The organism is Hypericibacter terrae (assembly GCF_008728855.1).
GTDB classification, from domain to species: Bacteria; Pseudomonadota; Alphaproteobacteria; order Dongiales; family Dongiaceae; genus Hypericibacter; species Hypericibacter terrae.
The window spans coordinates 1,911,057-1,934,092 of sequence record NZ_CP042906.1; the positions used below are offsets into that span (position 1 = coordinate 1,911,057).

The 23,036-nt window shown below is 66.3% G+C and carries 24 protein-coding genes; 18 read left to right on the plus strand and 6 right to left on the minus strand.

Features of this window, described 5'->3' with window-relative positions; translation table 11 throughout:
* Positions 1 to 7: 7 nt before the first annotated feature.
* The 5 genes from FRZ44_RS08800 to FRZ44_RS08820 all read right to left on the minus strand — a co-directional run bounded on the left by FRZ44_RS08800 (position 8) and on the right by FRZ44_RS08820 (position 3,898).
* Complete coding sequence (locus FRZ44_RS08800) at positions 8 to 1,579, minus strand: copper resistance CopC/CopD family protein (RefSeq protein WP_151176833.1); 1,572 nt, start codon at positions 1,577 to 1,579, stop codon at positions 8 to 10.
* 56 nt (positions 1,580 to 1,635) lie between these two features.
* Positions 1,636 to 2,175 (minus strand): YcnI family copper-binding membrane protein, encoded by a 540-nt coding sequence (locus FRZ44_RS08805; protein ID WP_225308610.1) that lies wholly within the window; start codon positions 2,173 to 2,175, stop codon positions 1,636 to 1,638.
* A 59-nt stretch (positions 2,176 to 2,234) separates the two neighbouring features.
* Positions 2,235 to 2,633 (minus strand): DUF2946 family protein, encoded by a 399-nt coding sequence (locus FRZ44_RS08810; RefSeq protein ID WP_151176834.1) that lies wholly within the window; start codon positions 2,631 to 2,633, stop codon positions 2,235 to 2,237.
* A 98-nt stretch (positions 2,634 to 2,731) separates the two neighbouring features.
* Positions 2,732 to 3,121, minus strand: coding sequence for a lipoprotein (locus tag FRZ44_RS08815; RefSeq protein WP_151176835.1), 390 nt, complete (start codon positions 3,119 to 3,121; stop codon positions 2,732 to 2,734).
* Positions 3,122 to 3,178: 57 nt separating this feature from the next.
* Positions 3,179 to 3,898 carry a 4'-phosphopantetheinyl transferase family protein gene (locus tag FRZ44_RS08820; RefSeq protein WP_191908494.1) on the minus strand — a complete coding sequence of 240 codons (720 nt, stop codon included), beginning with the start codon at positions 3,896 to 3,898 and terminating at the stop codon, positions 3,179 to 3,181.
* A 276-nt stretch (positions 3,899 to 4,174) separates the two neighbouring features.
* Here FRZ44_RS08820 and FRZ44_RS08825 point away from each other — a divergent pair, with 276 nt between their 5' ends.
* From FRZ44_RS08825 to FRZ44_RS08900, 16 genes are read left to right on the plus strand one after another with little or no spacing between them, the layout of a single operon-like run.
* A complete protein-coding gene (locus FRZ44_RS08825) occupies positions 4,175 to 4,912 on the plus strand; it encodes a beta-ketoacyl synthase chain length factor (protein WP_191908495.1) in 738 nt (245 codons plus the stop codon).
* Positions 4,842 to 5,660: a lysophospholipid acyltransferase family protein gene (locus FRZ44_RS08830; RefSeq protein WP_151176838.1), complete on the plus strand. Its 819-nt coding sequence runs from the start codon at positions 4,842 to 4,844 to the stop codon at positions 5,658 to 5,660. Before FRZ44_RS08825 ends, FRZ44_RS08830 begins: the two co-directional genes overlap by 71 nt.
* The gene (locus FRZ44_RS08835; RefSeq protein ID WP_151176839.1) at positions 5,653 to 5,916 is read left to right on the plus strand and encodes a phosphopantetheine-binding protein; all 264 of its coding nucleotides are present in this window, start codon (positions 5,653 to 5,655) and stop codon (positions 5,914 to 5,916) included. Before FRZ44_RS08830 ends, FRZ44_RS08835 begins: the two co-directional genes overlap by 8 nt.
* On the plus strand, positions 5,913 to 6,179 hold the full coding sequence (locus FRZ44_RS08840; RefSeq protein ID WP_151176840.1) for an acyl carrier protein: 267 nt from the start codon (positions 5,913 to 5,915) through the stop codon (positions 6,177 to 6,179). The genes FRZ44_RS08835 and FRZ44_RS08840 overlap by 4 nt, the downstream gene beginning before the upstream one ends.
* Complete coding sequence (locus FRZ44_RS08845) at positions 6,160 to 6,738, plus strand: COG4648 family protein (protein ID WP_151176841.1); 579 nt, start codon at positions 6,160 to 6,162, stop codon at positions 6,736 to 6,738. The genes FRZ44_RS08840 and FRZ44_RS08845 overlap by 20 nt, the downstream gene beginning before the upstream one ends.
* Positions 6,735 to 8,057, plus strand: a complete 1,323-nt coding sequence (locus FRZ44_RS08850; RefSeq protein ID WP_191908496.1) for an AMP-binding protein — start codon at positions 6,735 to 6,737, stop codon at positions 8,055 to 8,057. The genes FRZ44_RS08845 and FRZ44_RS08850 overlap by 4 nt, the downstream gene beginning before the upstream one ends.
* On the plus strand, positions 8,054 to 8,407 hold the full coding sequence (locus tag FRZ44_RS08855) for an ApeI family dehydratase (protein ID WP_151176843.1): 354 nt from the start codon (positions 8,054 to 8,056) through the stop codon (positions 8,405 to 8,407). Before FRZ44_RS08850 ends, FRZ44_RS08855 begins: the two co-directional genes overlap by 4 nt.
* A 14-nt stretch (positions 8,408 to 8,421) precedes the next feature.
* Complete coding sequence (locus tag FRZ44_RS08860; RefSeq protein ID WP_191908497.1) at positions 8,422 to 10,050, plus strand: glycosyltransferase family 2 protein; 1,629 nt, start codon at positions 8,422 to 8,424, stop codon at positions 10,048 to 10,050.
* A gap of 1 nt (position 10,051) precedes the next feature.
* Positions 10,052 to 10,459, plus strand: coding sequence for an acyl-CoA thioesterase (locus FRZ44_RS08865; protein ID WP_151176845.1), 408 nt, complete (start codon positions 10,052 to 10,054; stop codon positions 10,457 to 10,459).
* Entirely contained in the window at positions 10,456 to 11,070 is a 615-nt protein-coding gene (locus tag FRZ44_RS08870; protein WP_151176846.1) for an outer membrane lipoprotein carrier protein LolA, read from the plus strand. Before FRZ44_RS08865 ends, FRZ44_RS08870 begins: the two co-directional genes overlap by 4 nt.
* Complete coding sequence (locus FRZ44_RS08875; RefSeq protein ID WP_225308697.1) at positions 11,070 to 13,397, plus strand: MMPL family transporter; 2,328 nt, start codon at positions 11,070 to 11,072, stop codon at positions 13,395 to 13,397. Before FRZ44_RS08870 ends, FRZ44_RS08875 begins: the two co-directional genes overlap by 1 nt.
* Entirely contained in the window at positions 13,394 to 13,990 is a 597-nt protein-coding gene (locus FRZ44_RS08880; RefSeq protein WP_151176848.1) for a DUF3261 domain-containing protein, read from the plus strand. Before FRZ44_RS08875 ends, FRZ44_RS08880 begins: the two co-directional genes overlap by 4 nt.
* The gene (locus FRZ44_RS08885) at positions 13,987 to 15,183 is read left to right on the plus strand and encodes a beta-ketoacyl-[acyl-carrier-protein] synthase family protein (RefSeq protein WP_151176849.1); all 1,197 of its coding nucleotides are present in this window, start codon (positions 13,987 to 13,989) and stop codon (positions 15,181 to 15,183) included. The genes FRZ44_RS08880 and FRZ44_RS08885 overlap by 4 nt, the downstream gene beginning before the upstream one ends.
* A complete protein-coding gene (locus FRZ44_RS08890; RefSeq protein ID WP_151176850.1) occupies positions 15,183 to 15,644 on the plus strand; it encodes an ApeP family dehydratase in 462 nt (153 codons plus the stop codon). Before FRZ44_RS08885 ends, FRZ44_RS08890 begins: the two co-directional genes overlap by 1 nt.
* 13 nt (positions 15,645 to 15,657) lie before the next feature.
* Positions 15,658 to 16,383, plus strand: coding sequence for a 3-oxoacyl-ACP reductase FabG (gene fabG / locus FRZ44_RS08895; protein ID WP_151176851.1), 726 nt, complete (start codon positions 15,658 to 15,660; stop codon positions 16,381 to 16,383).
* Positions 16,383 to 17,606, plus strand: a complete 1,224-nt coding sequence (locus FRZ44_RS08900) for a beta-ketoacyl-ACP synthase (protein WP_151176852.1) — start codon at positions 16,383 to 16,385, stop codon at positions 17,604 to 17,606. Before fabG ends, FRZ44_RS08900 begins: the two co-directional genes overlap by 1 nt.
* A 142-nt stretch (positions 17,607 to 17,748) precedes the next feature.
* Here the strand turns inward: FRZ44_RS08900 and leuA are convergent, their stop codons facing one another.
* The gene (gene leuA, locus FRZ44_RS08905; protein ID WP_151176853.1) at positions 17,749 to 19,428 is read right to left on the minus strand and encodes a 2-isopropylmalate synthase; all 1,680 of its coding nucleotides are present in this window, start codon (positions 19,426 to 19,428) and stop codon (positions 17,749 to 17,751) included.
* Positions 19,429 to 19,949: 521 nt separating this feature from the next.
* Here leuA and FRZ44_RS08910 point away from each other — a divergent pair.
* Together FRZ44_RS08910 and FRZ44_RS08915 are read left to right on the plus strand one after the other, a co-directional pair.
* Complete coding sequence (locus FRZ44_RS08910; protein ID WP_191908498.1) at positions 19,950 to 21,158, plus strand: aromatic ring-hydroxylating oxygenase subunit alpha; 1,209 nt, start codon at positions 19,950 to 19,952, stop codon at positions 21,156 to 21,158.
* Positions 21,159 to 21,226: 68 nt separating this feature from the next.
* The gene (locus tag FRZ44_RS08915; RefSeq protein WP_191908499.1) at positions 21,227 to 23,029 is read left to right on the plus strand and encodes an autotransporter assembly complex protein TamA; all 1,803 of its coding nucleotides are present in this window, start codon (positions 21,227 to 21,229) and stop codon (positions 23,027 to 23,029) included.
* Positions 23,030 to 23,036: the final 7 nt, after the last annotated feature.

Consider the following 23,036-nt stretch of genomic DNA (forward strand, 5'->3'; position numbering starts at 1 on the left):
CCGGGCACTATCGCGACAATGTCAGTTCGGTGTCGCGCGTGACCATTGTGAAGTCGTCGATCATCAGATTGATCCGGAGCTTCCAGTCTCCGGGAGCCCAGAGCGGGAGCGCGGGGACCCGATAGAGACCGGGCGCGATCTGCGAGGCCTGATGGGTCGAGGCCTCGATGCCGGCGGCCGGCGATTCCACGCGGACTTCGACGGCCTTGGGATCGATCGTCATGCCGTCGGGCATGGCGATGCGGATATCGGCGGCATTGTCGCCGGCATGTCCGGGGCTGAGGGTCACCGTGACCACATATTGGGCGTCGGCGAACTCGATGACGCGGGATGACGTGGGCGGCGGGCCCAGCGACAGGCCGACCGCCAGCAGCATGGCGAGCATGGCCACCAGCAGATCGAGTCGCAGCACCAGGAGCAGCCGCGGCTTCATGCCGGCAACACCGGCGAGCGCGCGCGGTGTCAGCCAGAAACGGTTGAGAGCGGCGATGGCCAGCATGGCCAGCACCGCCAGCAGCTTCGCCGAGAGCGTCAGTCCGTAGCTGCTGTCCCAGAGGTTCGACCAGCGGGGGAGCAGGAGCCAGGCCATCGTGCCCCCGCTGGCGACGACCGCGGCGACGGCGACAAATCCAAGCCGCTGGAAGCGATCGAACAGCGCCGCCGTCACGGGGCCGGGATCGAGGGCGAAAGCACGCCGCAAGGGATCGAGCGCGCCGATCCAGAGCGCTGCGGCCAGCCCATGCAGCAGCATCAGGACGCGGCCCTGCATCGGCGGCAGCACGGCCAGCGCGTGGCCGCTGTCGGCGAAACTGGCCAGCGCGAGCAGCGCGCCAAGACCCTGCAGCAGCGACCCTCGGGCTCCTTCGTGGCGGACGAAGACCATCATCAGAAAACCGGCCAGGGCCGCGGCGTCGTACCCCGCATTGGGCGCGGCCCATGCCGCCTGCCATGCGGCGGGCGCGAGCAATCCGCTCAATGGCAATCCGGCGCGCATCGCGCCATGGGCGCCGATCAGGAGAATCTGCGCGAGGAGGCCCGCCGCGGCGAGGCGCCGTTCCTGCGATCGCAGGGCGGGGATGAGCGGCGGGTCCGGCCTCAGGAGCAGGCGAAACAGCGCGCCGCCCGCGGCCAGCAGCGCCAGAATCCGGGCGACCGCGTGAAGGGCGTAGCCCGGCCAGTGCCAGTCGTCGTCGGCCATCCCGGGAACCGGCCCGGAGGGAGGGGCAGCTTCCCCGATGGCGAAACGGAAGCTGCCGGAAACGACATGACCGTCGAGCGAGCCGACCCGCCAGCTCACCAGATAACGTCCCGGCGCCAGCGCCGCCGGCAGGGCCCAGCTCACCTGGCCTTCCGTGACGGCCGGCGGCGTCGCCGGCGTCACGTCGCTGCCGGTTGAGTCCATCAGCCTCAGGGCCAGGAGCTGGATCGGCTCGTTGAAGGTGATGTCGATCGCGGCCGGCGATTGCGGCAGGGCGCTGTCGGCGGCCGGCGAGCTCGCCAGCAGCACGGCATGAGCCCAGGCCGCGCCGTTCGGCAGCAGCAGGGCCAGGAGCAACAGAACCGGAAGAAGGCGCCGCATGACCGGATCGGGGGACGAGGGCAGGGTGCCCTCGTCCGCCTCCGTTTCGCGTTCGATCAGTCGTCGCCGCCGGGCGCGCCGATGGTCAGGCCGGGCGCCGGGTACTCATAGTCGTCGTCCGTTTTTCCTTCGGCCGGAATCTCGATCCAATGCTCGGTCTTGGATCCGCATTCCTGCACCACCGGGAAATAGACCTTGGTGCCGGGCGCGATGTCGGTGACGCGGACGCGGAACACGAATTCGTCATAGAAGCTGTCCGGCAGGTTGCCGTTGCTCCAGGCGATTTCCTTCACGCCCTTGCTGATGGTCGAGCCTTCATAGTCGTAGCTCTTGCCATAGTCGCCTTCGGTCACGGTCACCTGCCAGCCGGGCTTGGGCATGGGCTTGGCGACGATGAAGCCTTCGGGGATCTGGATCCGCACGGCCGTCGTGGCGGTGCCATCGCAGCCATGTGGCACGCGCAGCACGGCCTTGTAGAAGCCGTTGGACGGCGCTTCCGCCGTTTCGAAGGTGATATGGGCGAGGGCCGGCGCCGCCATGGCAAAGACGGCGCCGGCAGCCATGCACGCGGCGGCAAGGAGTCGAGAGGCACGCATCGGGATTCTCCTCGGGCTACGGTCGGTCGAGTGGCGTCGGATGAAACCTGTTTGACGGCTCAGACGACCGCGGGAGGACCCCGGGAAAATTGCGTGCGGGCCGACCGTTCGTCCGGAAGCGTCCGGTCGGCGAAATCGAAGAAGAAGATGTCGAAGTCTGTCGGCGAGACCTCGGGCGTGGGCTCGACACTGGCGCCGGCGAGGCTCGGACCGCCGAGCGCCGCGCAGAACAGGCAGAGGCCCGAATGATCGCCGGGCGCGCCATGATCGCCGCCGGCGGATCCGGGCTCGGGGCAATCCCGATCGTGCGCCCCGGCTATGGCAGCGGCCATCGCAGGCCCCGCCATGGTGTCGGGCATTGCCAGATTGAGAGGCGCGCCCAGCAGGAGCAGGAAGATCAGCCCGATTTGAAGGCCCCGAAGGCCTCCAAGCGGTCCCGATCGGCGAATGGCTTTCATGGCCTCAGATTACCGGGAAACCCGCCCACTGTCGCCGGCCTCCCGGGGGCTTCAGAAGGCCGGCAACATGGTTAATCGCCAGCCATTTTCGGGCCGCATCACGCTGCGGCGTTGGACAGCCGTTCGTCGATGTCGCCCTCGAGATAATGGATCCAATTGTTATAGCGCCGGCTGATCCAGCCATTCCGGTCGGAGAAGCCCGTGGTCGATTTCTTGGTGATCCGATAGCTGTTCTGGTCGAAATAGATGTCGACCACCGCCGTGTATTTCGGGTTGGTCTGGGTGGCGACGAGATGCCCGGTTCCGGCCTGCTCGAAGGTCCAGTTCCGTTTCTGACCGGCTTCGATGATGAGCGCCCCGATGCGGTCGACCGGCAGGTCGCGCGCCGCCGCCGGGATCGGATGATTGTCGACATTGTAGAGCGGCTGGTTGGGCATGCAGCCCGCCAGGATCAGGGCGGCGACCAGCAAGGCGAAGATCCGGTTCATCGAAGGCTCCTTCTACTTAAGCGCTGCGACTTCCATTAGCCCTTCGACCGCGGCTTTTCAACCGCCCGTAGAAGATCTGCTCGCGGGAGTGTCGGTTGCGGTGGACAGATCGACCCGGATGATCGCATCCGGCCGCCAATCCGTCGCTTGGCCGGGAAGTGCCAGGGCGAGGCTATAGCCCGGTTCGAGAAACTCATGGGCCAGCCGCCAGGCGGGTCCCTGCGCCGGTTGCGACGTCCAGCAGCCTTCCTCCGGCGACGGGTCGATGCGGTCGACACCGTCAGCCACCAGCGCAAGGCCCTCGCCCGTCGCCTTGGCCATGGCCTCCCGCAGCGTCCAGATGCGGTAGAAGGCCCGCGCGCCGAGGCGGGCCACCTGGCCCTGTTCGCCCGCGCCGAAACCGTAGCGGGCGATGGCGTCATAGGCCCGGAAGCGATGCGCTTCGATATCCACCCCGATCGGGCCGGCATGGCTGACGGCGCAGGCGATCCGGCCCCGGCTGTGGGAAATCGAGCCTTCGACGCTCCCCAGATCAGGGCAGGTCATCCGCAATTTACCTGTGGAATCATGGGTAAAGACCCAGCTTTTCTGCCGGGTTTGGTGCGCCAGCAGGGCTCTCAGCGCGGCACGCGCCAGCAGGGAGGCGGATCGGGCGTCCGGACGTCGATATTTCGCGAACTCCGCACGGTCCTCTTGCGTTATCCACCGGGCCATCAGCTCGTCGGCATAGACCGACCCCAGGTTTATGACGGTCAACGCGACGGAAGTTCCCGCCATCTTTTTTCCTGACCTGTCTCGGGCGTGACCTATAATCGTAGCGGTTGAGACCGAACCGATATAGTGAGATGAGGGCAGAGGAACGAGGGGGGCCCTGCCAGGCCTAATTGACGTGGGAGAGATCATGCCGAAGCCTGTCGCAGGGCCGCGGCGCCGAGGGTTTGGGCTGGCGGGTCCCATTGATTCGGGTGGGAAACACAACGAGCCGATCCGAAAAGCCGAAACACATCAGACTCTGGCCGTAGAAATGTCCGTAACAACCATGGCGTGCAGGCTGTGAGCGCGCTCTCTTTTCATGTCCGCGGCTGGAATGCCTGGGCGCCGGGCCTGGAGAGCGAGTCGGCGTGGCGCCATTGGGCGACGGGGCGTGCTGAGACGCCTGAAGCCTCGGCGCCGCCTCCCGCGCCGATGCCGATGAGCCTGCGCCGGCGGATTAGCGCGTTGGGGCAGGCGGCGCTGCGCTGCGCCTGGGGACTCCCGGATGCGGGCCGATCGCGCATCGTATCGGCGTCCCGCCATGGCGAGTTCGGACGGACCCTGTCAATCCTCGATGCCTTGGCCGCGGATGACACCGTATCGCCGGCGGATTTCACGCTTTCCGTCCATCATGCGCTGGTCGGCCTCCTATCGATCGCCCTGGGCAATCGTAAGGGTCATGTTGCCGTGGCGGCCGGCCCCGACAGTTTCGGCTTCGGATTGCTCGAGGCCGTCGCCTGCCTGAAGGAGCGCCCCTCCGAGCCGGTCGTCTTCCTCTACTACGATGAGCCACTGCCGCGGCCTTACGATCGGTTCGATCGCGGCGCAGAGCCACCCCTGGCGATGGCGCTCTCGCTGTCCTCATCAGGTGCGGGGAAGGGGCTCCTGCTCGAAACCGCAGCGCCGCGCGGCGCAGGCGACGCGGAGGGCTCGCCGGGGCTGGCTTTCCTGCGCTTCCTCCTCACGGATGCACCCGAAGCGTCGTGGCAGGGCGAACGCCAGCAATGGCAGTGGAGGCGTCTTGCTGAGGCTGCTTGAGCATCTCTATCGCCAGGCCGCGACCGGCTTCGCGTTCGCCTGCTTCTTTTTGGGCGGCAGCGTCCTGGCGGCCGTGGTCCTCCCGGTGCTGTGCTGGTCCCCGGATCATCGGCGCCAGCGGGTCCAGCAACTTCTCCGTTCGATCTTCCGGCTTTATCTCGCGATGCTGCGGGGGCTGGGCCTGATCCGGCTGGACATCGAGGGTGGAGAAACGCTCCAGCATTGCCGTCGGCGCCTGATCATCGCGAACCATCCCTCGCTGCTCGACGTGGTTATCTTGATGGCGTTGACGCCGAATGCGCAATGCATCATCAAGCACGAACTCTGGAACAGCCGGTTCCTCGGCGGCGTGATGCGCCGAGCGGAATACATCCGGAACGATCTCGAGGGCGGTGCCTTGATTCAGGCCTGCCGCCGGGCGCTTGACGACGGTGGCAATATCATCGTCTTTCCCGAGGGAACGCGGAGCCGCCCGGGCGTGATGCCGCGCTTCCACCGGGGATTTGCTAATATCGCCACCTTGACCCAGGTGGAGATCCTGCCGGTGGTGATCACCTGCGACCCGCCGACCCTGACGAAGGGAGAGCGATGGTGGGTGGTTCCGGCGACGCGCCCGACCTTTCGGGTGGTAGTCGGCGAGTGCCTGGAAGCGGGCGGCTACATGACCGACCGCTATCGAAGCGTGGATTCGAGACGGCTTGTGGCGCGTATGGAAGCTTATTATGCAGAACGGCTCGCGAATGTCTGAGACGGAACTGGCAGTCAAGAAACTGATCATCGAGGCACTCAAGCTCGAGGACATCGCGGCGGAGGAAATCGCGAGCGACGAGCCGTTGTTCGGATCGGGTCTGGGGCTCGATTCGATCGACGCATTGGAGTTGGGCGTCGCCATCCGCCGGCAATATGGCATCAAGTTCGAAACGGTGAATGACGAGGTCAAGGCGCATTTCGCCAATGTCCGAAGCCTGGCGCGTTTCATCGATAGTCAAAGGGGTGGGGGATGACGTCGCGCGAATCCATTTTGAATCAGCTGCGCGAGTTTCTGGGGGAGATGTTCGAAATTCCGCCCGAGCGGGTGACGGCGGAGGCGAGGCTCTATCAGGATCTCGATCTCGACAGCATCGACGCGGTCGATCTGGTCGTGAGGCTTCAGGAAGTGACGGGCCAGCGCATCCGGCCGGAAGCCTTCAAGGCCGTGCGGACGGTGGGCGACGTGGTCGATTGCGTCGAAGAGCTGCTGTCAGTGAATGCGGCGGCCCGACAATAGGCTGTGGCTGCTGGCCGCGGCCGCGGGAGGGGTGGCTTATCCCTTCCTGGTTTACTTCGGCCGGACCTATTCCGGAACGTCGTTCCTGCAGCCGCCGCTCCTCATCGTGATTGCGCTGGTCCTGATCGGTCTGCGCCTGCTGGCTATGCGGGGGCCGGACGGGCGGCCCTGGCTCATCGGTCTGGCCGTCGCCGCAATGGTCCTGGTCATGCTGCTCGCATGGAACGTCGGCCTCGCGGTCCTGGCCTATCCGGTCGTCATCAGCCTCACCGTCGCGGCGATCTTCGGCGCGTCGCTCCTTTGGCCGCCGACGATAGTCGAACGGTTCGCGCGGATGCGGGAGCCCGAGCTGACGCCTGCGGCCATCGCCTATCTGCGCGGCGTGACTCAAGTCTGGCTCCTGTTCCTCCTGGCCAATGCCGCGGTCGCCGCGGCGCTGGGTCTATGGGGCTCCTTGCATCTCTGGACGCTGTGGACCGGGCTCGTCTCCTATTTGCTGATGGGGGCCCTGTTCCTGGGCGAGCTGGCCTGGCGGCATCTCGTCAGGGCGCGCGCGTGAAAACGCTTCTGCTGTCGCAGCTCCTTTCCGAACGCCGGCAGGATCGGGATCCCGTCGCGCGCCGGGGCGGCGAAGCCATCAGCTATGCGCGCTTCGCCGCCGAGGCGGCCGGGCTCGCCGCCGAGGCGCAGGCGTCGGGCTGGCGTCGCGCGGCGCTCCTCGCCCAGGACAGCTATCGCTTCGCGCTCGGTCTCTTCGGCCTGATGCATGGCGGCTGCGAGGTGGTGCTGCCGCCCAACCATCAGCCCGGCACGATCGAGGCGATGCGCGGCGGTTTCGACCTGGTGGTCGACGATGCGCGATTGTCCGAGGTGAGGCCCCGCGAGGATCGTCTCGATCCGCTCGACGCGGAGAATTGCGCCTTGGCTTTCTTCACCTCGGGCTCGACCGGCATGCCCAAGCGCATCCTCAAGTCGCTGGCCATGTTCGAACGCGAGGCGCAGACGCTCAATGCGCTGTGGGGTGGCGAGGACGGGGGCGAGGTCTTTGCCACGGTTCCCCATCAGCATGTCTATGGGCTGAGCTTCAAGATCATGGCACCCCTGGCGGCCGGACGGCCCTTCCACGCCGAGACGCCGGAGGTCTGGGAAACTCTGCTGGCGGGTCTGACCTCGAACGCCGTGATCGTCAGCAGCCCCGCGCATCTGGGGCGGATGGCGGGATTGTCGGCCTTGCCGGCCGACCGGCGGCCCTCGCGCGTCTTCTCCGCGGGAGCGCCCTTGAGCACCGAAGCGGCCCATGAGGCGCGCCGCGTTCTGGGCGTTCTGCCGACCGAGATCTTCGGGAGCACCGAAACCGGTGCCATCGCCACGCGACAGCAGGAAAGCGGCGAGGCGCCCTGGCGCCTGCTGCCGGGGTTGGGCATGCGGACCGACAGGAACGGTCGCTTGAGCCTGCTCACGCCGTTCGTCGGCGATGAATGGATCGAGACGGCCGACCTGGTGGCCCCGGTGGGCGACGGGTTTCGGTTGCTGGGCCGTGCAGATCGGGTGGTGAAAATCGAGGGCAGGCGGGTCGATCTGAACGCCATGGAGGAGGCGCTGGTGAAGCTGCCCGAAGTCGCCGCCGCTGTCGTCATATGGCTGCCGGGAGAGGATGGCCGCCTGGGCGCTGCGATCGTGCCCAGCGCCGAAGGGCGCGCGCAGATGGCGCGGCTCGGTAAATTCCGCTTCGGGCGGTTGCTGCGCGCCGGGCTTGCCGACAAGCTCGAGCCGGCCAGCGCGCCCCGCCTGTGGCGTTTCGTCGAGGCACTGCCTTCGGCCGAGCTCGGGAAGCGGCGCGACCGCGACATCCTCGAACTGTTCACGGACGCCCAATGAATTTGCCACCGATCCTGGCCGAGCGGATATCCGCCGACGGGGTGGCGCTCGACCTCGCCGTGACCGAGGATCTCGACGTGTTCGAGGGGCATTTTCCGGCGCTGCCGGTGCTGCCGGGAGTGGTCCAGGTCGATTGGGCCCTGCGGCTGGCGAAATCGCAGCAGCTGGTCGAGGGCGGGGCCGAGCTGCGCGATTTCCAGGTCAAGTTTCGCAATGTGATCCGCCCGCCGCTCACCCTGACTCTGACCTTGCGCTGGGACGCCGCCAGACGGCGAATCCAGTTCGACTATCGCAGCGGCACCGTCGCGATGTCGTCAGGCCGCCTGATCCTCCAGGCGGCATCGTCTTGAGATATTGCGCCATCGTGCCCAGCCACGATCATCACGCCGCCATCGGCCGCGTCGTCGCCCGGCTTCGCGAGGAGGGCCTTCCGGTCTTCATCATCGACGATGGCAGCGGCGAACCGGCGCGTTCCGTGATCGCAGCCCTTCACAACGAGAAGAACGCGATCCTCGTCACGCGGCTCGAACCCAACCGCGGCAAGGGGGCGGCGGTGATTCGCGGCTTCGAGCTGGCGCTGCAGGCCGGCTTCACCCATGCCGTCCAGGTCGATGCGGATGGGCAACACGATCTCGATGCCCTGCCCCGGCTGCTGGCGGCGTCGCGGCACCATCCCGAAGCCGTGATCTGCGGGCGGCCTGTCTATGACCGGTCGATTCCGATGGGACGGCGCATCGGTCACTGGATCACCGATTTCTGGGTCTGGATCGAGACGCTCTCGTTCCGGATCGTCGCCAGCATGTGCGGTTTCCGCGTCTATCCGCTGGCGGCGGTGAAGCCCGTGATCGAGCGCGAGCCGATCGGCCAGCGGATGGATTTCGACACGGGGCTTCTGGTGCGACTGTTCTGGCGCGGCACGCCGCCCTTGCTGGTGCCGGTGAAGGTGATCTATCCGCCAGGCAACAGCTCCAACTTCAAGATGCTTGCCGACAATTGGCGCATCACCAGGATGCACACCCGCCTGGTCGTCACGATGCTGTTGCGCCTGCCCTCGATCCTCGCCCATCGGCCGCCGCGGTTGGCGGCGGAGGCCAGCCATTGGTCGGGTTTGCGCGAACGCGGCACCCTCTGGGGCCTGCGCTTCGTCGCGGCCGTCTATCGCCTGCTGGGGCGCCGGGCCTGCGAGGTGCTGCTGGTTCCGGTCGTCGCCTATTTCTATGGTTTCGTAGCGGGGCGGGAGCAGCGCGAGGGGTCGCGCCTCTTCCTGACGCGGGCGCTCGGCCGGCGGCCCGGCTTCCGCGACGGCTATCGCCATTTCTTCAGTTTCGCCACCGGCATGCTGGATACCTTCGCCGCCTGGACCGGCGGGCTGCCGGCCGGCACGGTCGAGCCCGACAACGCGGCGCTATTGAAGACAGCGGCGGACGACCCGCGCGGCGCCCTGATCGTCATCTCGCATCTCGGCAATATCGATCTGGCCCGGGCCCGATTGGACCCGGCGACGCGCAACCGGCTGACGCTCCTGGTCCATAACCGGCATGCCGCCAATTACAACCACCTCCTGCGGGAGTTTCGCGCCGAAGCCGGGCTCAATATGATCCAGGTCACCGAGGTCGGGCCCGATACCGCGATCGATCTCCAGGAACGGGTCGAGCGCGGCGAATGGATCGTGATCGCGGGCGATCGCACCCCGGTGACGGGCCAGGTGCGCACCTCGCCGGCTCTCTTCATGGGGGCCGAGGCGAATTTTTCCGACGGGCCCTGGATTCTGGCCAGCTTGCTGGATTGTCCGGTCTATCTCATGTTCTGCTTGCGCGAGGGACGGCGCTACCGATTGATCATGGAACCCTTTGCGGAGCGAATCATTTTGCCGAGAGCGGAGCGGAAACTAGCCTTGCAGGGTTACGTGAAGAGATATGCGGCAAGGCTGGAGCATTACGCGCGTGCCATGCCCTATCAGTGGTTCAACTTCTTCGATTTCTGGGCGCACTGACATGCATTCGGTCGAAATTCCGATCAAGGTCCAGTTTTACGACCTCGATCCCATGCAGGTGGTCTGGCATGGCAATTACCCGCGCTATTTCGAGCAGGTCCGCTGCGAGCTGATGGGCAGCATCGGCTATAATTTCCATGAGATGGACGAGTCCGGCTATATCTGGCCGATCGTCGACATGCGGATCAAATATGTCCGCCCCTTGCGCTTCGGGCAGAAGATCGCGCTGACCGCGACGATCGTCGAGTTCGAGAACCGGCTGAAGATCGACTATCGTATCCGCGATGAGGAGACCGGCGAGGTGCTCACCAAGGCGATGACAATCCAGGTTGCGGTGGTGGCCGCGACCGGTGAGCTCTGCCTCGAATGTCCGCCGGCGCTGACCGAGCGGCTGAGATCCCGGCCATGAAGCGTCTCGGGCTGCTGCTTCTCGTCCTGTTCTGCGGGTTCTCGTCGGCCCTCGCCGAGGGGCCGACGGACAACCGGCTGACCGAGGGCCAGGTGCTGCGCGGGCAGTTCGTGCAGGAGCGTCATTTGCAGGGTTTCGACAATCCTCTGCGCAGCGAAGGCCGGTTCGTGCTGGCGCCGGGCCATGGGCTCATCTGGCAGACGGAGAAGCCCTTCGCCATCACCACCGTCATCACCGCGGCGGGGCTGGCCCAGGAGGTGAACGGCAATCAGACCTTGAAGCTCGAGGCGGCGAAGCTGCCTTTTCTCAATCAGCTTTACGACATGCTGAGCGGGGCGCTCACCGGCGAGTGGGCCAAGCTCGAAGCCGGGTTTGTCGTGACCCGCAAGGGCGACGATCGGCATTGGCAGGTCTCTCTCAAGCCGCGCAACGTCGACGATCCCGGCATGCCCTTCACCGCGATCGACGTGACCGGCAGCCAGTTCATCGACGACATGACGCTGACCAAGCCGGACGGGGATTTCGACAAGCTCAGCTATCACGACCAGGCCGTTTCCGATCAGCCCCTGACCGCCGCGGAATCCGCTGCCTTCGCCACGACGGCACCGTGATGCGCGTCGCGGCGGGGCTGTGGCTGGTCATCGTCATGGCGGCCGCGCTCTATCTGGGTTTGCGCCTGCATGACGGACTGGTGTTCCGGACCGATCTCCTGGCGCTCCTGCCGCGCGAGGCGCAGGACCCGGCCGCCCAGCATGCCAACGATGTCGTGACCGCTGCGTTGTCGCGGCAGGTCATGGTCATGGTCGGGCATCATGATCGCGACCAGGCGCGGGCCGCCGCGACCGCCATTGCCGGCGCTCTGACGCAGTCCAAGCTTGTCGCGCTGACGACCAATGCCTTCGGCAAGGACCGGCTGCGCCAGATCGGCCAGCTCTATTTTCCCTACCGCCGCGGTTTGCTGTCGGCCTCGGACCGCCAGTTCCTGCTCGACGGCAAGCCCGAGGCCGTCTCGACCGGCGCCCTGTCGCAGGTCTATGGGCTTGTCGGCATGGCCGATGCGAAACTGCTGCAGCGCGATCCCTATCTGCTGCTGACGGGGTTCCTCACCCATCTGCCGATCCCGCTGTCGCGCCTGTCGCTCGACGACGGTTTGCTGGCCGTCCAGGACGGCGACACCTACTGGGTCTTGCTGGCCGGGCAGATCGCCGGCGATCCCTATGCGCTGGCGTTCCAGAAGGAACTGGCCGCCACGCTCGACGGCGCTCTGACGGACCAGCTGCAGGTCCATCCCGGGCTGCAATCCCTGCGGCTGGGCGCGGTGTTCTTCGCCAAGGCCGGGGCCGAGCAGGCCATGAGCGAGACCTCCAGGATCGGCGTTGCCTCGATCCTCGGGACCGTGCTGCTGGTGCTGTTCGTCTTTCGCGGCGTGAGGCCGCTGTTGTTGACCCTTGTGGCGATCGGGGTCGGGGTGATGACCTCGCTCGCCGCCTGCCTCTGGCTGTTCGGCGAGCTTCATGTCATGGCGCTGCTGTTCGGCGTCAGCCTGATCGGCGTGGCGGTCGACTACAGCCTGCAATATCTGAGCGAGATCTTCGCCGCCGAGGGAGGAACGCCGCGCGAGCGATTGAAGCGTGTGCGGCTCGGCATCACGCTCGCGACCGCGACGGTCGCCATCGGCTATGTGACGCTGTTCCTGGCGCCCTTTCCCGGCCTGCATCAGATCGCGGCGCTGGCGGCCATCGGGCTGGTGGCATCCTGGGCCACGGTGCTGCTCTGGCTGCCCGCCCTGGATCACAGCCGCCGGCCGCGCCATGGCGATCGTCTTCTGGCCGCGGCTGGATCCCTGCTCGCGCCATGGCAGAAGCCGCGGCCGGCCTGGGCGAAGGGCGGAGCCTCGATTCTGCTGCTGGCGATCGCGATCGGTGGCCTGCTGCAGATCAGGCCTGACGATGACGTGCGGCGGATGCAGAATTTGTCGGGCCCGCTCCTGGCCGATCAGGACCAGATCCAGCGGCTGGCGGGTGCGGCGGGCAGCGCGCAGTTCTTCCTGATCGAAGCGAAGGATGACGAGACGGCGTTGCAGACCGAGGAAACCCTGATCGATCGGCTGCAGCCTTTGCTGGCGCAGGGCGTGCTCGCCGGATTTCAGGCGCCGGCGCAATATGTGCCCTCCGTGGCCCGTCAGCGCGAAAATCGCGATCTGGTCCACCGCGAGCTGGACGGGCCGCTCCTGACGGAGCATTTGCGCCAGCTCGGACTGTCGCAGGTCGAGCCGCCGCCACCCGACGATGCGCCGTTCCTGACATTGACCGAGGCGGCCGCGAAGCAGGGGCCCCTGGGCTTCCTCGCCAACTTGATCCTCGACAGCGGGCAGGGCGCGCTTCACGCCGTGAAGCTCGACGGGGTCACGAAGCCCGAGGCGCTCGCCGCCGCTGCCGAAGGGCTGCCCGGCGTGCGGCTGATCGATCCGACCGGCGATTTCAGCCTGCTTCTCGCGAAATACCGCAATCGGGCGCTGGGTCTCCTGGCTCTGTCGGCGGCACTGATGACGCCCTTGCTGATCTGGCGCTACGGATTCAAGGGCGCGGCGGCCGTGATCGCGCCCCCTTTGCTGGCGGTATTCCTGGCGCCGGCCTTGCGGGCCTGGTTCGGAGCCAGTTTCACCTTCTTCGACGGCATGGCGCTGGTGCTTGTCTTGTCGATCGGGGTCGACTATTCGATCTTCCTGGCCGAGACCAGCCCGCAACGGCAGCGGGTCACGATGCTGGCGGTAACGATGGCAGCAGCCACGACATTGCTGTCATTCGGTCTGCTGGCTCTCAGCTCCGTCCAGGCGGTTCACGCATTCGGCTCGACCATGCTCATCGGTATCCTGCTAGCCTTCCTGCTTTCGCCCCTGGCTCGTTGGGCTCGAACCCCCAAGGGGCAAACCGTATGAACGCCGGAGCTGCGAGAGCCCGGTGGATGGCGCTGGCGCTGCTGCTGGCGTCCTGCGCCACCCATTCGACCGGGCCGGTCGCGGACAAGGTGCAGGTCGCCCCCACATTGACACTGGTCATGCCGCATCCCGGCGATCTCGGCCGGTCCTTCGAGGTGTCGCAGCTCGTCACCGCGCATTACGGCGATCAGGCCTACGTATTCGAGGGTCATCTGAGCGCTAAACCCGATCGCTTTCTCATGATCGGCCTCGACACCACCGGGCGGCGCGCGCTCACCATCACCTGGACCGATTCCGGCATCGTCTATGAGGCCGCACCCTGGGTCCCGGCCCGGCTTCGACCGGAGAACATCCTGGCCGACATGGTGCTGCTCTATTTCCCCGACAGGGTCGTCGGCAAGGCTCTCGCGGCGTCGGGAGGAACCGTGACCACCAGTCCCTCGCAGCGCGTGATCAAAGCCGATGGAAAGGAAGCGATCACCGCAGATTATCAGCCGACGGTGTCGGGCGATCCCTGGTCGGGGCGTCAGCATTACCGCAATCTGGCCTGGGGCTATGAGCTCGATATCCAGACCGCGGAGCCGAGCCCGTGAATTCGGAACTCTTCGTCACGGATTGCGGCGTGATCACGCCGTTGGGCCGCGGCAAGCAAGCTGTGGCCCAGGGGCTGTTCGCCGGCAGCCAGCGCGGCATCGTGGCGCGCGCGGATTTCCTGCCGGCGCGCACGGTCGAAGTCGGCGCCATCCAGGAGAGCCTGGCGCCGCTGCCGTCCGCGCTCGCCCCCTATGACAGCCGCAACAACCGATTGATGCAGGCGGCGCTGGCCGAGATCGCCGTCGCCGTCGAGGATGCCACGTCGCGCTATGGCCGCGACCGTATCGCCGTGATTCTGGGAACCAGCACCTCCGGCATCGCCGACGGCGAGGAAGCGCTCATGCATTATCGCCGCGAGGGCCGCTGGCCGGAGCACTTCGACTATCGGATGCAGGAGACCGGCAGCCTCGCGGAGTTCGCGGCGCGGTCACTGGGTCTCACCGGGCCAGCCTATACGATCGCCACTGCCTGTTCCTCGAGCGCGAAGGTCTTCGCCTCGGCGCGGCGGCTGATCCGGGCGGGGCTGGCGGATGCGGCCGTGGTCGGCGGTGCCGACACGCTCTGCCGCATGACGCTCAACGGATTCGCGTCGCTCGAGGCCCTGTCGAAGGGTCGCTGCAATCCCTTCAGCGCAAATCGCGACGGCATCACCATCGGCGAAGGGGCGGCGGCCTTTCTGCTCGACCGGGAACCGGGGCCGGTCCGGCTCCTGGGTGTGGGCGAGACATCGGATGCCCATCATGCCACGGCACCCGATCCCGCGGGGCGCGGGGCGGCGCAGGCGATGCGGGACGCTCTCGCGGACGCGGAACTCGCGCCCGAGACGATCGCCTATATCAATCTCCATGGCACCGCCACGCCCCTGAACGACGCGATGGAGGCGAAGGCGATCGCCGATCTCTTCGGGTCTCGGGTGCCCTGCAGCTCGACCAAGGCCCTGACCGGCCACATGCTGGGCGCCGCCGGTGGTTGCGAGGCGGCCTTCCTCTGGCTGACCTTGAACCCTCGGACCAATCCGGAGCGGCTGCTGCCGCCGCATCTCTGGGATGGCGTCCCGGATGCGGCCTTGCCGGTACTCGATCTCGTCGGCGGAGGAACGACCTTCCCGCTTTCGCCGCAGACCGCCATGCTGAGCAATTCCTTCGGCTTCGGCGGCAGCAACATGGCGCTGATCCTGGGGAGTGGCCGGTGATGCAGCCCTGTTCTTATGCGACGGTCGATCTGCTGCCGCACAAGCCGCCCATGGTCTTGATCGATGCGGTGCGCGCCTGGGGGGAGGGCCGGCTGGAGGCGACGGTCGCCGTCAGGCCGGGCATTTCTTTCTTCGTGCCGGAGCAGGGCGTGCCCGCCTATGTCGGCATGGAATATATGGCCCAGGCCTGCGGCGCCTATGCCGGGCTGCAAGCCATGGCGGCGGGCGAGCCGGTGCGGGTGGGGCTGCTGCTCGGGACCCGGCGCTATCTCGCGCAGGTGGGCTGGTTCGAGCCGGGCCAGGCGCTCGATATCAAGATTGTGGAACTGTTCCGCGACGGGTCGATCGGGATGTTCGACTGCCGTATCGAGCATGAAGGCCGGACATTGGCGACGGCGCAACTCAGCGTATATTTGCTGGAGCCGGGCGCGCCCCTGCCGGGCCCCGCCGCGGACGAATAGGAGCCAGCGCGAGATGAGCCGAACGATCCTGGTCACCGGTGCCAGCAAGGGCATCGGTCGCGCCGTCGCGCTGCGCCTGGCCCGCGATGGATTTCATATCGCCGTCCATTACGGCAGGGACATGAAGGGTGCCGAGGAAACGCTGGAGGCGGTTCGCGCCGCCGGTTCCCAGGGCCGCCTGCTGTCCTGCGATATCGCCAACCGCGAGCAATGCCGCGAGCGCCTCGAAACGGATATCGCGGCGCATGGCGCCTATTACGGCGCCGTGCTCAATGCCGGCATCACGCGCGACGGGGCCTTCCCGGCATTGAGCGACCAGGATTGGGACCAGGTCCTCGATACCAACCTCGGCGGCTTCTTCAACATCCTGCATCCGCTGGTGATGCCGATGGTCTCGGCCCGGAAGGGCGGCCGGATCGTGGCCTTGTCCTCCGTCTCCGGACTGGTCGGCAATCGCGGCCAGGTCAATTACAGCGCCGCCAAGGCCGGCATCATCGGCGCGGTCAAGGCGCTGGCGATCGAGCTGGCCAAGCGCGCCATCACCGTCAATTGCGTGGCGCCGGGCCTGATCGAGACGGCGATGACCGAGGGCCTGCCGGCCGAGGAGATTCTCAAGATCGTGCCCCTGCGCAGAATGGGAAAACCGGAGGAAGTCGCGGCGGCCGTGGCCTTCCTCTGCTCGGATGAGGCCGGCTACATCACGCGTCAGGTCATCTCCGTCAATGGAGGCATGATCTGATGCGCCGGGTCGTCGTGACCGGCATGGGCGGCGTGACGGCCTTGGGCGAAAGCTGGTCCGCGATCCGTGGCGCCTTCGCCGAAGGCCGGACCGGCGTTCGCTTCATGGAAGAGTGGAACCGCTTTACCGGTGTCAATACCCGGCTGGCGGCGCCCATCCTCGATTTCTCGATCGAGGACCGCTATCCGCGCAAGAAGACCCGGACCATGGGCCGCGTCTCGCAGTTGGCGGTCTATGCGACGGAGCGCGCCCTGGAGGATGCGGGGCTCTTCGGCGATCCGGCGGTCAAGTCGATCCGCACCGGAATCGCCTACGGCTCGTCCTTCGGCAGCCCCGACGCGGTGCTTGGATTCTACGAGCTGAAGAAGTCCGGCGTCTCGCGCCATCTCAATGCGACCAGCTACATCCAGATGATGGCGCACACGGCGGCTGTGAATATCGGGACCTTCTTCGGGGTCACCGGCCGCTTCATCCCGACATCGAGCGCCTGCACCTCGGGCAGCCAGGGCATCGGCTATGCCTATGAATCGATCCGCTGGAACAAGGCCGACATCATGATCGGCGGCGGGGCGGAGGAGCTCGACATCACCGATGCCGCGGTCTTCGACACGCTCTACGCCACCAGCACCCGCAACGGCGAGCCGAACCGCACGCCGCGACCCTACGACAACGATCGCGACGGGCTGGTGATCGGGGAGGGGGCCGGCACCTTCATTCTCGAGGAATATGAGCATGCCAAGGCGCGGGGCGCGCGGATCCATGCCGAGATCGTCGGCTATGGCTGCAACGCCGACGGCAATCATGTGACCCAGCCCCAGGCCGAGACCATGCAGGGCGCGATGCGCCTGGCGTTGGAGGATGCGGGCTTGGCGCCCGAGGCGATCGGTCTCGTGAACGGCCATGGCACCGCGACCGAATTCGGCGACATCGCCGAGAGCTCGGCGACCCATTCCGTCTTCGGGCCGACGATGCCGATCCATTCGTTGAAGGGCCATTTCGGCCATTCGCTGGGCGCCTGCGGCGCGATCGAGGCCTGGCTCGGCGTCGAGATGATGCGCGAGGGCTGGTTCGCTCCCACGGCCAACCTCGAGCAGCCGGACGAACGCTGCGCGCCGCTGGACTATCTGATGGGCAGCCCCCGCAGGGTCGACATCGATTATTTCATGTCGACAAACTTCGCCTTCGGCGGGATCAACACGGCGCTGATCATCAAGCGCGTGTGATTGGGGAGAGAACCCCCTGCCCCTACCCCCTTCGGCAAGGGGAGGGGGCGTGGTTATCGTGGAACTCGCTCGAAGCTTAGAAGTAGAGCGTAGCGATCACATCGAATCAGGGGGTAGGGGGAGGGGTGCTTCACACTCCCCGTCAATTCACCCGCGTCGTCCCGTTCGCCGCGCTCAAGACCGCCTTCACCGACGCCGTTGCGATGTCACCGTCGATGCCGACGCCGAAGATCGTGCGGCCGTTGGCGGCGCGGCATTCGACATAGGCGGCGGCCTGCGAGCGGGCACCCTTGGTGAGCGCGTGCTCGTGATAATCCATCACATCGAGCTCGATGCCCCAGCCGGCCTTGAGCGCGTCCAGCACGCTCGAGATCAGGCCGTTGCCCTTGCCGGCGACGGACTGCTCCTTGCCGTCATGGACGATGCGGCCCGAGAAGCGATGCTCATGCGTGTCCCGGCGCGACGCGCTGCTGGAATAATCGAGCAGCTCGAAGGGTTGCGGGCCCTCCACGCAATAGGCCCGCTGGAAAGCCCCCCAGATGTCCTGCGCCGTCAGCTCGCGGCTGGTCTCGTCGGCGATCCCCTGGACCACGCGGCTGAAATCGATCTGGAGCCGGCGCGGCAGTTGAAGGCCCTTGTCCTGCTCCAGGATCCAGGCGACGCCGCCCTTGCCGGACTGGCTGTTGACGCGGATGACGGCCTCGTAGGAGCAGCCGACATCGGCCGGATCGATCGGCAGATAGGGCACCTCCCAGATGCCGTCATTGCGCTTCTCCTGCGCGGCGAAACCCTTCTTGATCGCGTCCTGATGCGAGCCGGAGAAGGCGGTGAAGACCAGCTCGCCCGCATAGGGGTGACGCGGATGGACCTCGATCTGGTTGCAATATTCGACCGTGCGCACGATCTCGCGCATGTCGGAGAAGTCCAGTTTCGGATCGACGCCCTGGGTGTAGAGATTGAGCGCCAGGGTCACCAGGTCGACATTGCCCGTGCGCTCGCCATTGCCGAACAGGCAGCCTTCGACGCGGTCGGCACCGGCCATGACGGCGAGCTCGGCCGCGGCGATGCCGGTGCCGCGGTCGTTATGCGGATGCACGCTGATGATGACGGAATCGCGCCGCGACAGATGCCGGCAGAACCATTCGATCTGGTCGGCATAGATATTGGGCGAGGCCATCTCGACCGTCGCCGGCAGATTGAGGATGGCCGGACGGTCTGGCGTGGGCTTCCAGACATCGAGCACCGCCTCGCAGATCTCGACCGCGAACTCGATCTCGGTCGAAGAGAAGGTCTCGGGGCTGTATTCGAAGGTCCAGCGCGTGCCCGGCTGCTTGCGGCTTTCCTCGAGGATCGTGCGCGCGCCCTTGACGGCGAGCTGGATCACCTCGGGCTTCTCCATACCGAACACGACGCGCCGGAAATTGGGCGCCGTCGCGTTATAGAGATGGACGATCGCCTGCCTGGCGCCGCGCAAGGATTCGAAGCTGCGCCTGATCAGGTCCTCGCGGGCCTGCGTCAGCACCTGAATCGTGACGTCGTCGGGAATCGCGTTCTGCTCGATCAGGCTGCGGACGAAATCGAAATCGGTCTGCGAGGCGGCGGGGAAGGCGACCTCGATCTCCTTGAAGCCGCTCTTCACCAGGAGATCGAAGAAGCGGCGCTTCTTCTGCCCGTCCATCGGGTCGATCAGGGACTGGTTGCCGTCGCGCAGGTCGGTGGAGAGCCAGCGCGGCGGTTGGGTAATTCGCTTCGACGGCCAGCTGCGGTCGGGCAGATCGACGCCGGTGAAGGGACGATATTTGGTCTCTGGATTCTTGATCATGATTGCGAACTCCGGTCGCGAAACTGTGTATTCGGCAAGGGGTCGAATACGGCACGCGCTACGGTCGCCGGGCAGCCGTCAGTCCCGACGACCGCGGCGAAGTCGCGACAGGAGCGCCAACCGGACAAGCCGGTCCGGTTTCGCGATCAGAGTCTGGGGAAACGGGAAGAAGGCGGATCGTTGATCCGTAACCATGACAGCACCGGCAGCCGAAAGACCTGAAACGACGACGTCCCGACCCCTCTCAGGAGGTCGGGTCCAGAAGTCGCAGGAGGGCTGCCGCGCGGTTGGTCATGCCCGGAAACATGGCGGCGCGCCGGCCGCCTGTCAACCAAAGCCTTGAAATCGGCTCGCTTTATCCCCCGCCCCACCTCCTCAGCCCCTTTGTGCCGAAGCCGCTTATGTGTTTGTATGGAAACGGTTTCTGTGAGCCCCGCCGGGCCTGCCGAAGCCCACTCCAGGCGTGCCTGCAGCCCATTGTCGCGAGCCGAAAAGGGGGCCGGTGGTTCCGGTTCAATCGCATGTCGCCTGAAAGCCCATCGCCCAACACCGCCGAGGCCCGCCAGCTCCTCCCGGTGGAGGCCTATGTCTCGTCCGACTGGTTCCGGCGCGAGCAGCAGACGCTCTTCCCCCATTCCTGGGTCTTCGGCGGCATGACCGAGGATTTCGCCAAGACCGGCGACTATCGCTGTCAGCGGCTGGGCGGCAACCCGCTCGTCGTTCTGCGCGACGATCAGGGGCAGATCCGGGCCTTCCACAATGTCTGCCGGCATCGTGGCGCGCGGCTGCTGGAGGAAGGGCAGGGGCATCTTGGCGGCTCGATCGTCTGCTTCTATCACCGCTGGACCTACGATCTCTCGGGCCGCCTCAATGCGGTTTCCTTCGAGCGCAGCCAGTTTCCCGAGCTGGAAAAATCCTGCCTCGGCTTGAAGCCGGCAAAGGTCGGGATCTGGAAGAATCTCGTCTTCGTCAATCCGGATGCGGAGGCCGAGCCGTTCGAGCAATGGCTGGCGGGCGTGCCGCGGATGCATGACCAGGAGCTGCATGATCCGGCGCAGACCCGGACGCACGATCCCGAGACGCTGGTCGAAGTCTCCGACGTCAGCTACCGCATCAAGGCCAACTGGAAGATCGTCGTCGAGAACTTCATCGACGGCTATCACTTGCCGCTGCTGCATCGCGTGTCGCTCGCCGATGGCGATTTCACCCGGCAGCGCTGGGAGCCCACCGGCCGCCATATCGCCTTCTATCGTCCGCTGAAACCCGGCATCAGCCATGCGGGCCAGGCCGTGCCGACGGTCGAAGGCGTGCCCGGCACCTTTGGCGCCGCCTATTACTGGCTCTTCCCCAATGTCGCGCTGTTCGAGACGGCGGTGAGCTGGAGCACGTTCCATGTCGTGCCCGTCGGTCCCGCGGAATCGATCGTCCATAGCCGCATGCGGGTGAGGCCGGAGGCGCTCGACCGGGCGGGTGGCCCCGACATGGCCGAGATCGAGACGCTGCCGCCCTATGTCATCCGCGCCAGGGGCCGGATTCCGGAGGAGCCGATCGACCTGACCGGTATCCATCCGCTGAAGTCGGACCTGGTCATGCTCGAGGACATCTATGCCTGCGAGGCGGTCCAGCAAGGTCTCGACTCCGGTGCCGCCGAGATCGGGCCCCTCTCGCGGTGGGAAGCGCCGATGACGTTCTTTCAGCGCCAGCTGCTCGACGTCATGCCGGTGGCGTGAGGGTGGGGCAGCGCCTTGCCACCCTGATCCTTCTGGCAGTCCTTGCCCTCGGCGGGATGGCAAGCGTTGTGCGCGCCGACGAGGACGCGCCCACGGCGGCGGACGACGAGAAGGCGCCGCCCACCACAGAGCAGTCGGCTGTGCCGGCCGAAACGCAGGACAGCGTCAAGATTCCCTATGCCACGCGCTTTTCCGGCGTTCAAAGCAGCCAGCTCAAGACCCTGCTGAAGCAGGTTTCGCAACTGGTTGCCTTCGAGGACGGGCCGACCGACAGCGAGGCGGCCTTGCGCCGGCGTGCCAATGCCGACATGGACCGGCTGCGGGAGGTCATGGCCTCCGCCGGCTATTACGACGCGGTGGTGACCTACGAGATCGACAAGAATTTCAAACCCTGGCGGGTGCTGGTCGATGTCAAAGCCGGCGCGCCCTATCTGCTGAAGGAAGCGAAGGTGGTACCCGCCGAGGGCACCGAGCTGCCGCCGGGCATCGCTTTCGAGCCGGCCGATCTCGGGCTCCAGATCGGCGCGCGGGCGCAGGCGTCGGTGATCCTCGATGCCGAGGCGCAGATGGTCCAGCGCTGCACGGAGAATGGCTATCCCTTGGCGCGGAGCACCGGCCGCGAGACCATCGTCGACAAGGCCGACCACAGCATGCATGTCACCTACAAGCTCGATTCCGGCCCGGCGGCAGCGTTCGGGGTGACGACCACGACCGGCCTCGAAACTGTCGACCAGGCCTATGTCGACCGGCGCATCAAATGGGCCGAGGGTGATCTCTATGACAGCCGCAAGGTCGAGGCGACGCAGAAGGCGCTGGTGGACAGCAATCTCTTCGCCACGGTGCGCGTCACGCGCGCCGACAGCGTCGGCGAGGATGGCCGCATCGCCGTGAAGATCGAGCTGGGCGAGCGGCGTCAGCGTTCGATCGGCGGCGGGGTTTACTACGATTCAAGCCTGGGGCCGGGCGTGCGGGCGTTCTGGGAGCATCGCAATCTCTTCGGCGAAGGCGAGAGCCTCCATATCGAAGGCCGGTTCGGCACGGATCAGAGAAGCGCGCTGGCCGAGTTCCTGCGTCCGGATTTCATCATTCCCGATCTCACGCTGCGCTCGCAGTTCACCTTGGACAACGAGCAGACCGATGCCTATGAGGTCCGCAGCGCGACCGCCTTCACCGGCCTGGTCCGCAAGTTCAGCCCGACCCTGACCGGCGGCGCCGGCTTCGAGTTCCAGCAGGCGCATGTGAACGACGATACCGGCGCGCAGGACTACACCATCCTCGACATGCCGATCTTCCTGAAGCGCGACGACACCGACAGCCTTCTCGATCCGACCCGCGGGACCCGGCTGGGGATGACCGTGACGCCCTACCACTCGATCGACGGCACCAACCTGGATTTCGTCGGCCTCCGGGCCACCGCCAGCGCCTATCAGCGATTGACCGACAGCGACCGCTTCGTGCTGGCGGGCTACGCCAATGTCGGCTCGATCGATGGCGTGTCGCTGGGCGACCTGCCGCGCGATCTGCGGCTTTATGCCGGTGGCGGCGGGTCGGTGCGGGGCTATGGTTACCAGCAGGCCGGGCCGCTCGATTCCAACGGCAACCCCCGAGGAGGCCTGTCGTCGCTGGAGACGGGCATCGAGCTGCGGACCAGGATCACCGATACCATTGGGATCGTGACCTTCTTCGAAGGCGGCAGCGTCTTCGACACCCACTATCCGGACCTCAGCGAGGGGCTGTTCTGGGGCACCGGTGCCGGCGTACGCTACTACACCCCCATCGGGCCGCTGCGCTTCGACGTCGCCTTTCCCCTGGAACGGCGGCGTAACGACGATTTCTTCCAGTTCTATATCAGCCTCGGGCAGGCCTTCTGACGATCGG

What these genes read in the sequence shown, in the direction of transcription:
- FRZ44_RS08800 (WP_151176833.1), bottom strand. Translation starts at nt 1,579, where the DNA reads ATGCGGCGCCTTCTTCCGGTTCTGTTGCTCCTGGCCCTGCTGCTGCCG.
- FRZ44_RS08805 (WP_225308610.1), bottom strand. Translation starts at nt 2,175, where the DNA reads ATGCGTGCCTCTCGACTCCTTGCCGCCGCGTGCATGGCTGCCGGCGCC.
- FRZ44_RS08810 (WP_151176834.1), bottom strand. Translation starts at nt 2,633, where the DNA reads ATGAAAGCCATTCGCCGATCGGGACCGCTTGGAGGCCTTCGGGGCCTT.
- FRZ44_RS08815 (WP_151176835.1), bottom strand. Translation starts at nt 3,121, where the DNA reads ATGAACCGGATCTTCGCCTTGCTGGTCGCCGCCCTGATCCTGGCGGGC.
- FRZ44_RS08820 (WP_191908494.1), bottom strand. Translation starts at nt 3,898, where the DNA reads ATGGCGGGAACTTCCGTCGCGTTGACCGTCATAAACCTGGGGTCGGTC.
- FRZ44_RS08830 (WP_151176838.1), top strand. Translation starts at nt 4,842, where the DNA reads ATGCACCCGAAGCGTCGTGGCAGGGCGAACGCCAGCAATGGCAGTGGA.
- FRZ44_RS08835 (WP_151176839.1), top strand. Translation starts at nt 5,653, where the DNA reads ATGTCTGAGACGGAACTGGCAGTCAAGAAACTGATCATCGAGGCACTC.
- FRZ44_RS08840 (WP_151176840.1), top strand. Translation starts at nt 5,913, where the DNA reads ATGACGTCGCGCGAATCCATTTTGAATCAGCTGCGCGAGTTTCTGGGG.
- FRZ44_RS08845 (WP_151176841.1), top strand. Translation starts at nt 6,160, where the DNA reads ATGCGGCGGCCCGACAATAGGCTGTGGCTGCTGGCCGCGGCCGCGGGA.
- FRZ44_RS08855 (WP_151176843.1), top strand. Translation starts at nt 8,054, where the DNA reads ATGAATTTGCCACCGATCCTGGCCGAGCGGATATCCGCCGACGGGGTG.
- FRZ44_RS08865 (WP_151176845.1), top strand. Translation starts at nt 10,052, where the DNA reads ATGCATTCGGTCGAAATTCCGATCAAGGTCCAGTTTTACGACCTCGAT.
- FRZ44_RS08870 (WP_151176846.1), top strand. Translation starts at nt 10,456, where the DNA reads ATGAAGCGTCTCGGGCTGCTGCTTCTCGTCCTGTTCTGCGGGTTCTCG.
- FRZ44_RS08875 (WP_225308697.1), top strand. Translation starts at nt 11,070, where the DNA reads ATGCGCGTCGCGGCGGGGCTGTGGCTGGTCATCGTCATGGCGGCCGCG.
- FRZ44_RS08880 (WP_151176848.1), top strand. Translation starts at nt 13,394, where the DNA reads ATGAACGCCGGAGCTGCGAGAGCCCGGTGGATGGCGCTGGCGCTGCTG.
- FRZ44_RS08890 (WP_151176850.1), top strand. Translation starts at nt 15,183, where the DNA reads ATGCAGCCCTGTTCTTATGCGACGGTCGATCTGCTGCCGCACAAGCCG.
- fabG (WP_151176851.1), top strand. Translation starts at nt 15,658, where the DNA reads ATGAGCCGAACGATCCTGGTCACCGGTGCCAGCAAGGGCATCGGTCGC.
- FRZ44_RS08900 (WP_151176852.1), top strand. Translation starts at nt 16,383, where the DNA reads ATGCGCCGGGTCGTCGTGACCGGCATGGGCGGCGTGACGGCCTTGGGC.
- leuA (WP_151176853.1), bottom strand. Translation starts at nt 19,428, where the DNA reads ATGATCAAGAATCCAGAGACCAAATATCGTCCCTTCACCGGCGTCGAT.
- FRZ44_RS08910 (WP_191908498.1), top strand. Translation starts at nt 19,950, where the DNA reads ATGTCGCCTGAAAGCCCATCGCCCAACACCGCCGAGGCCCGCCAGCTC.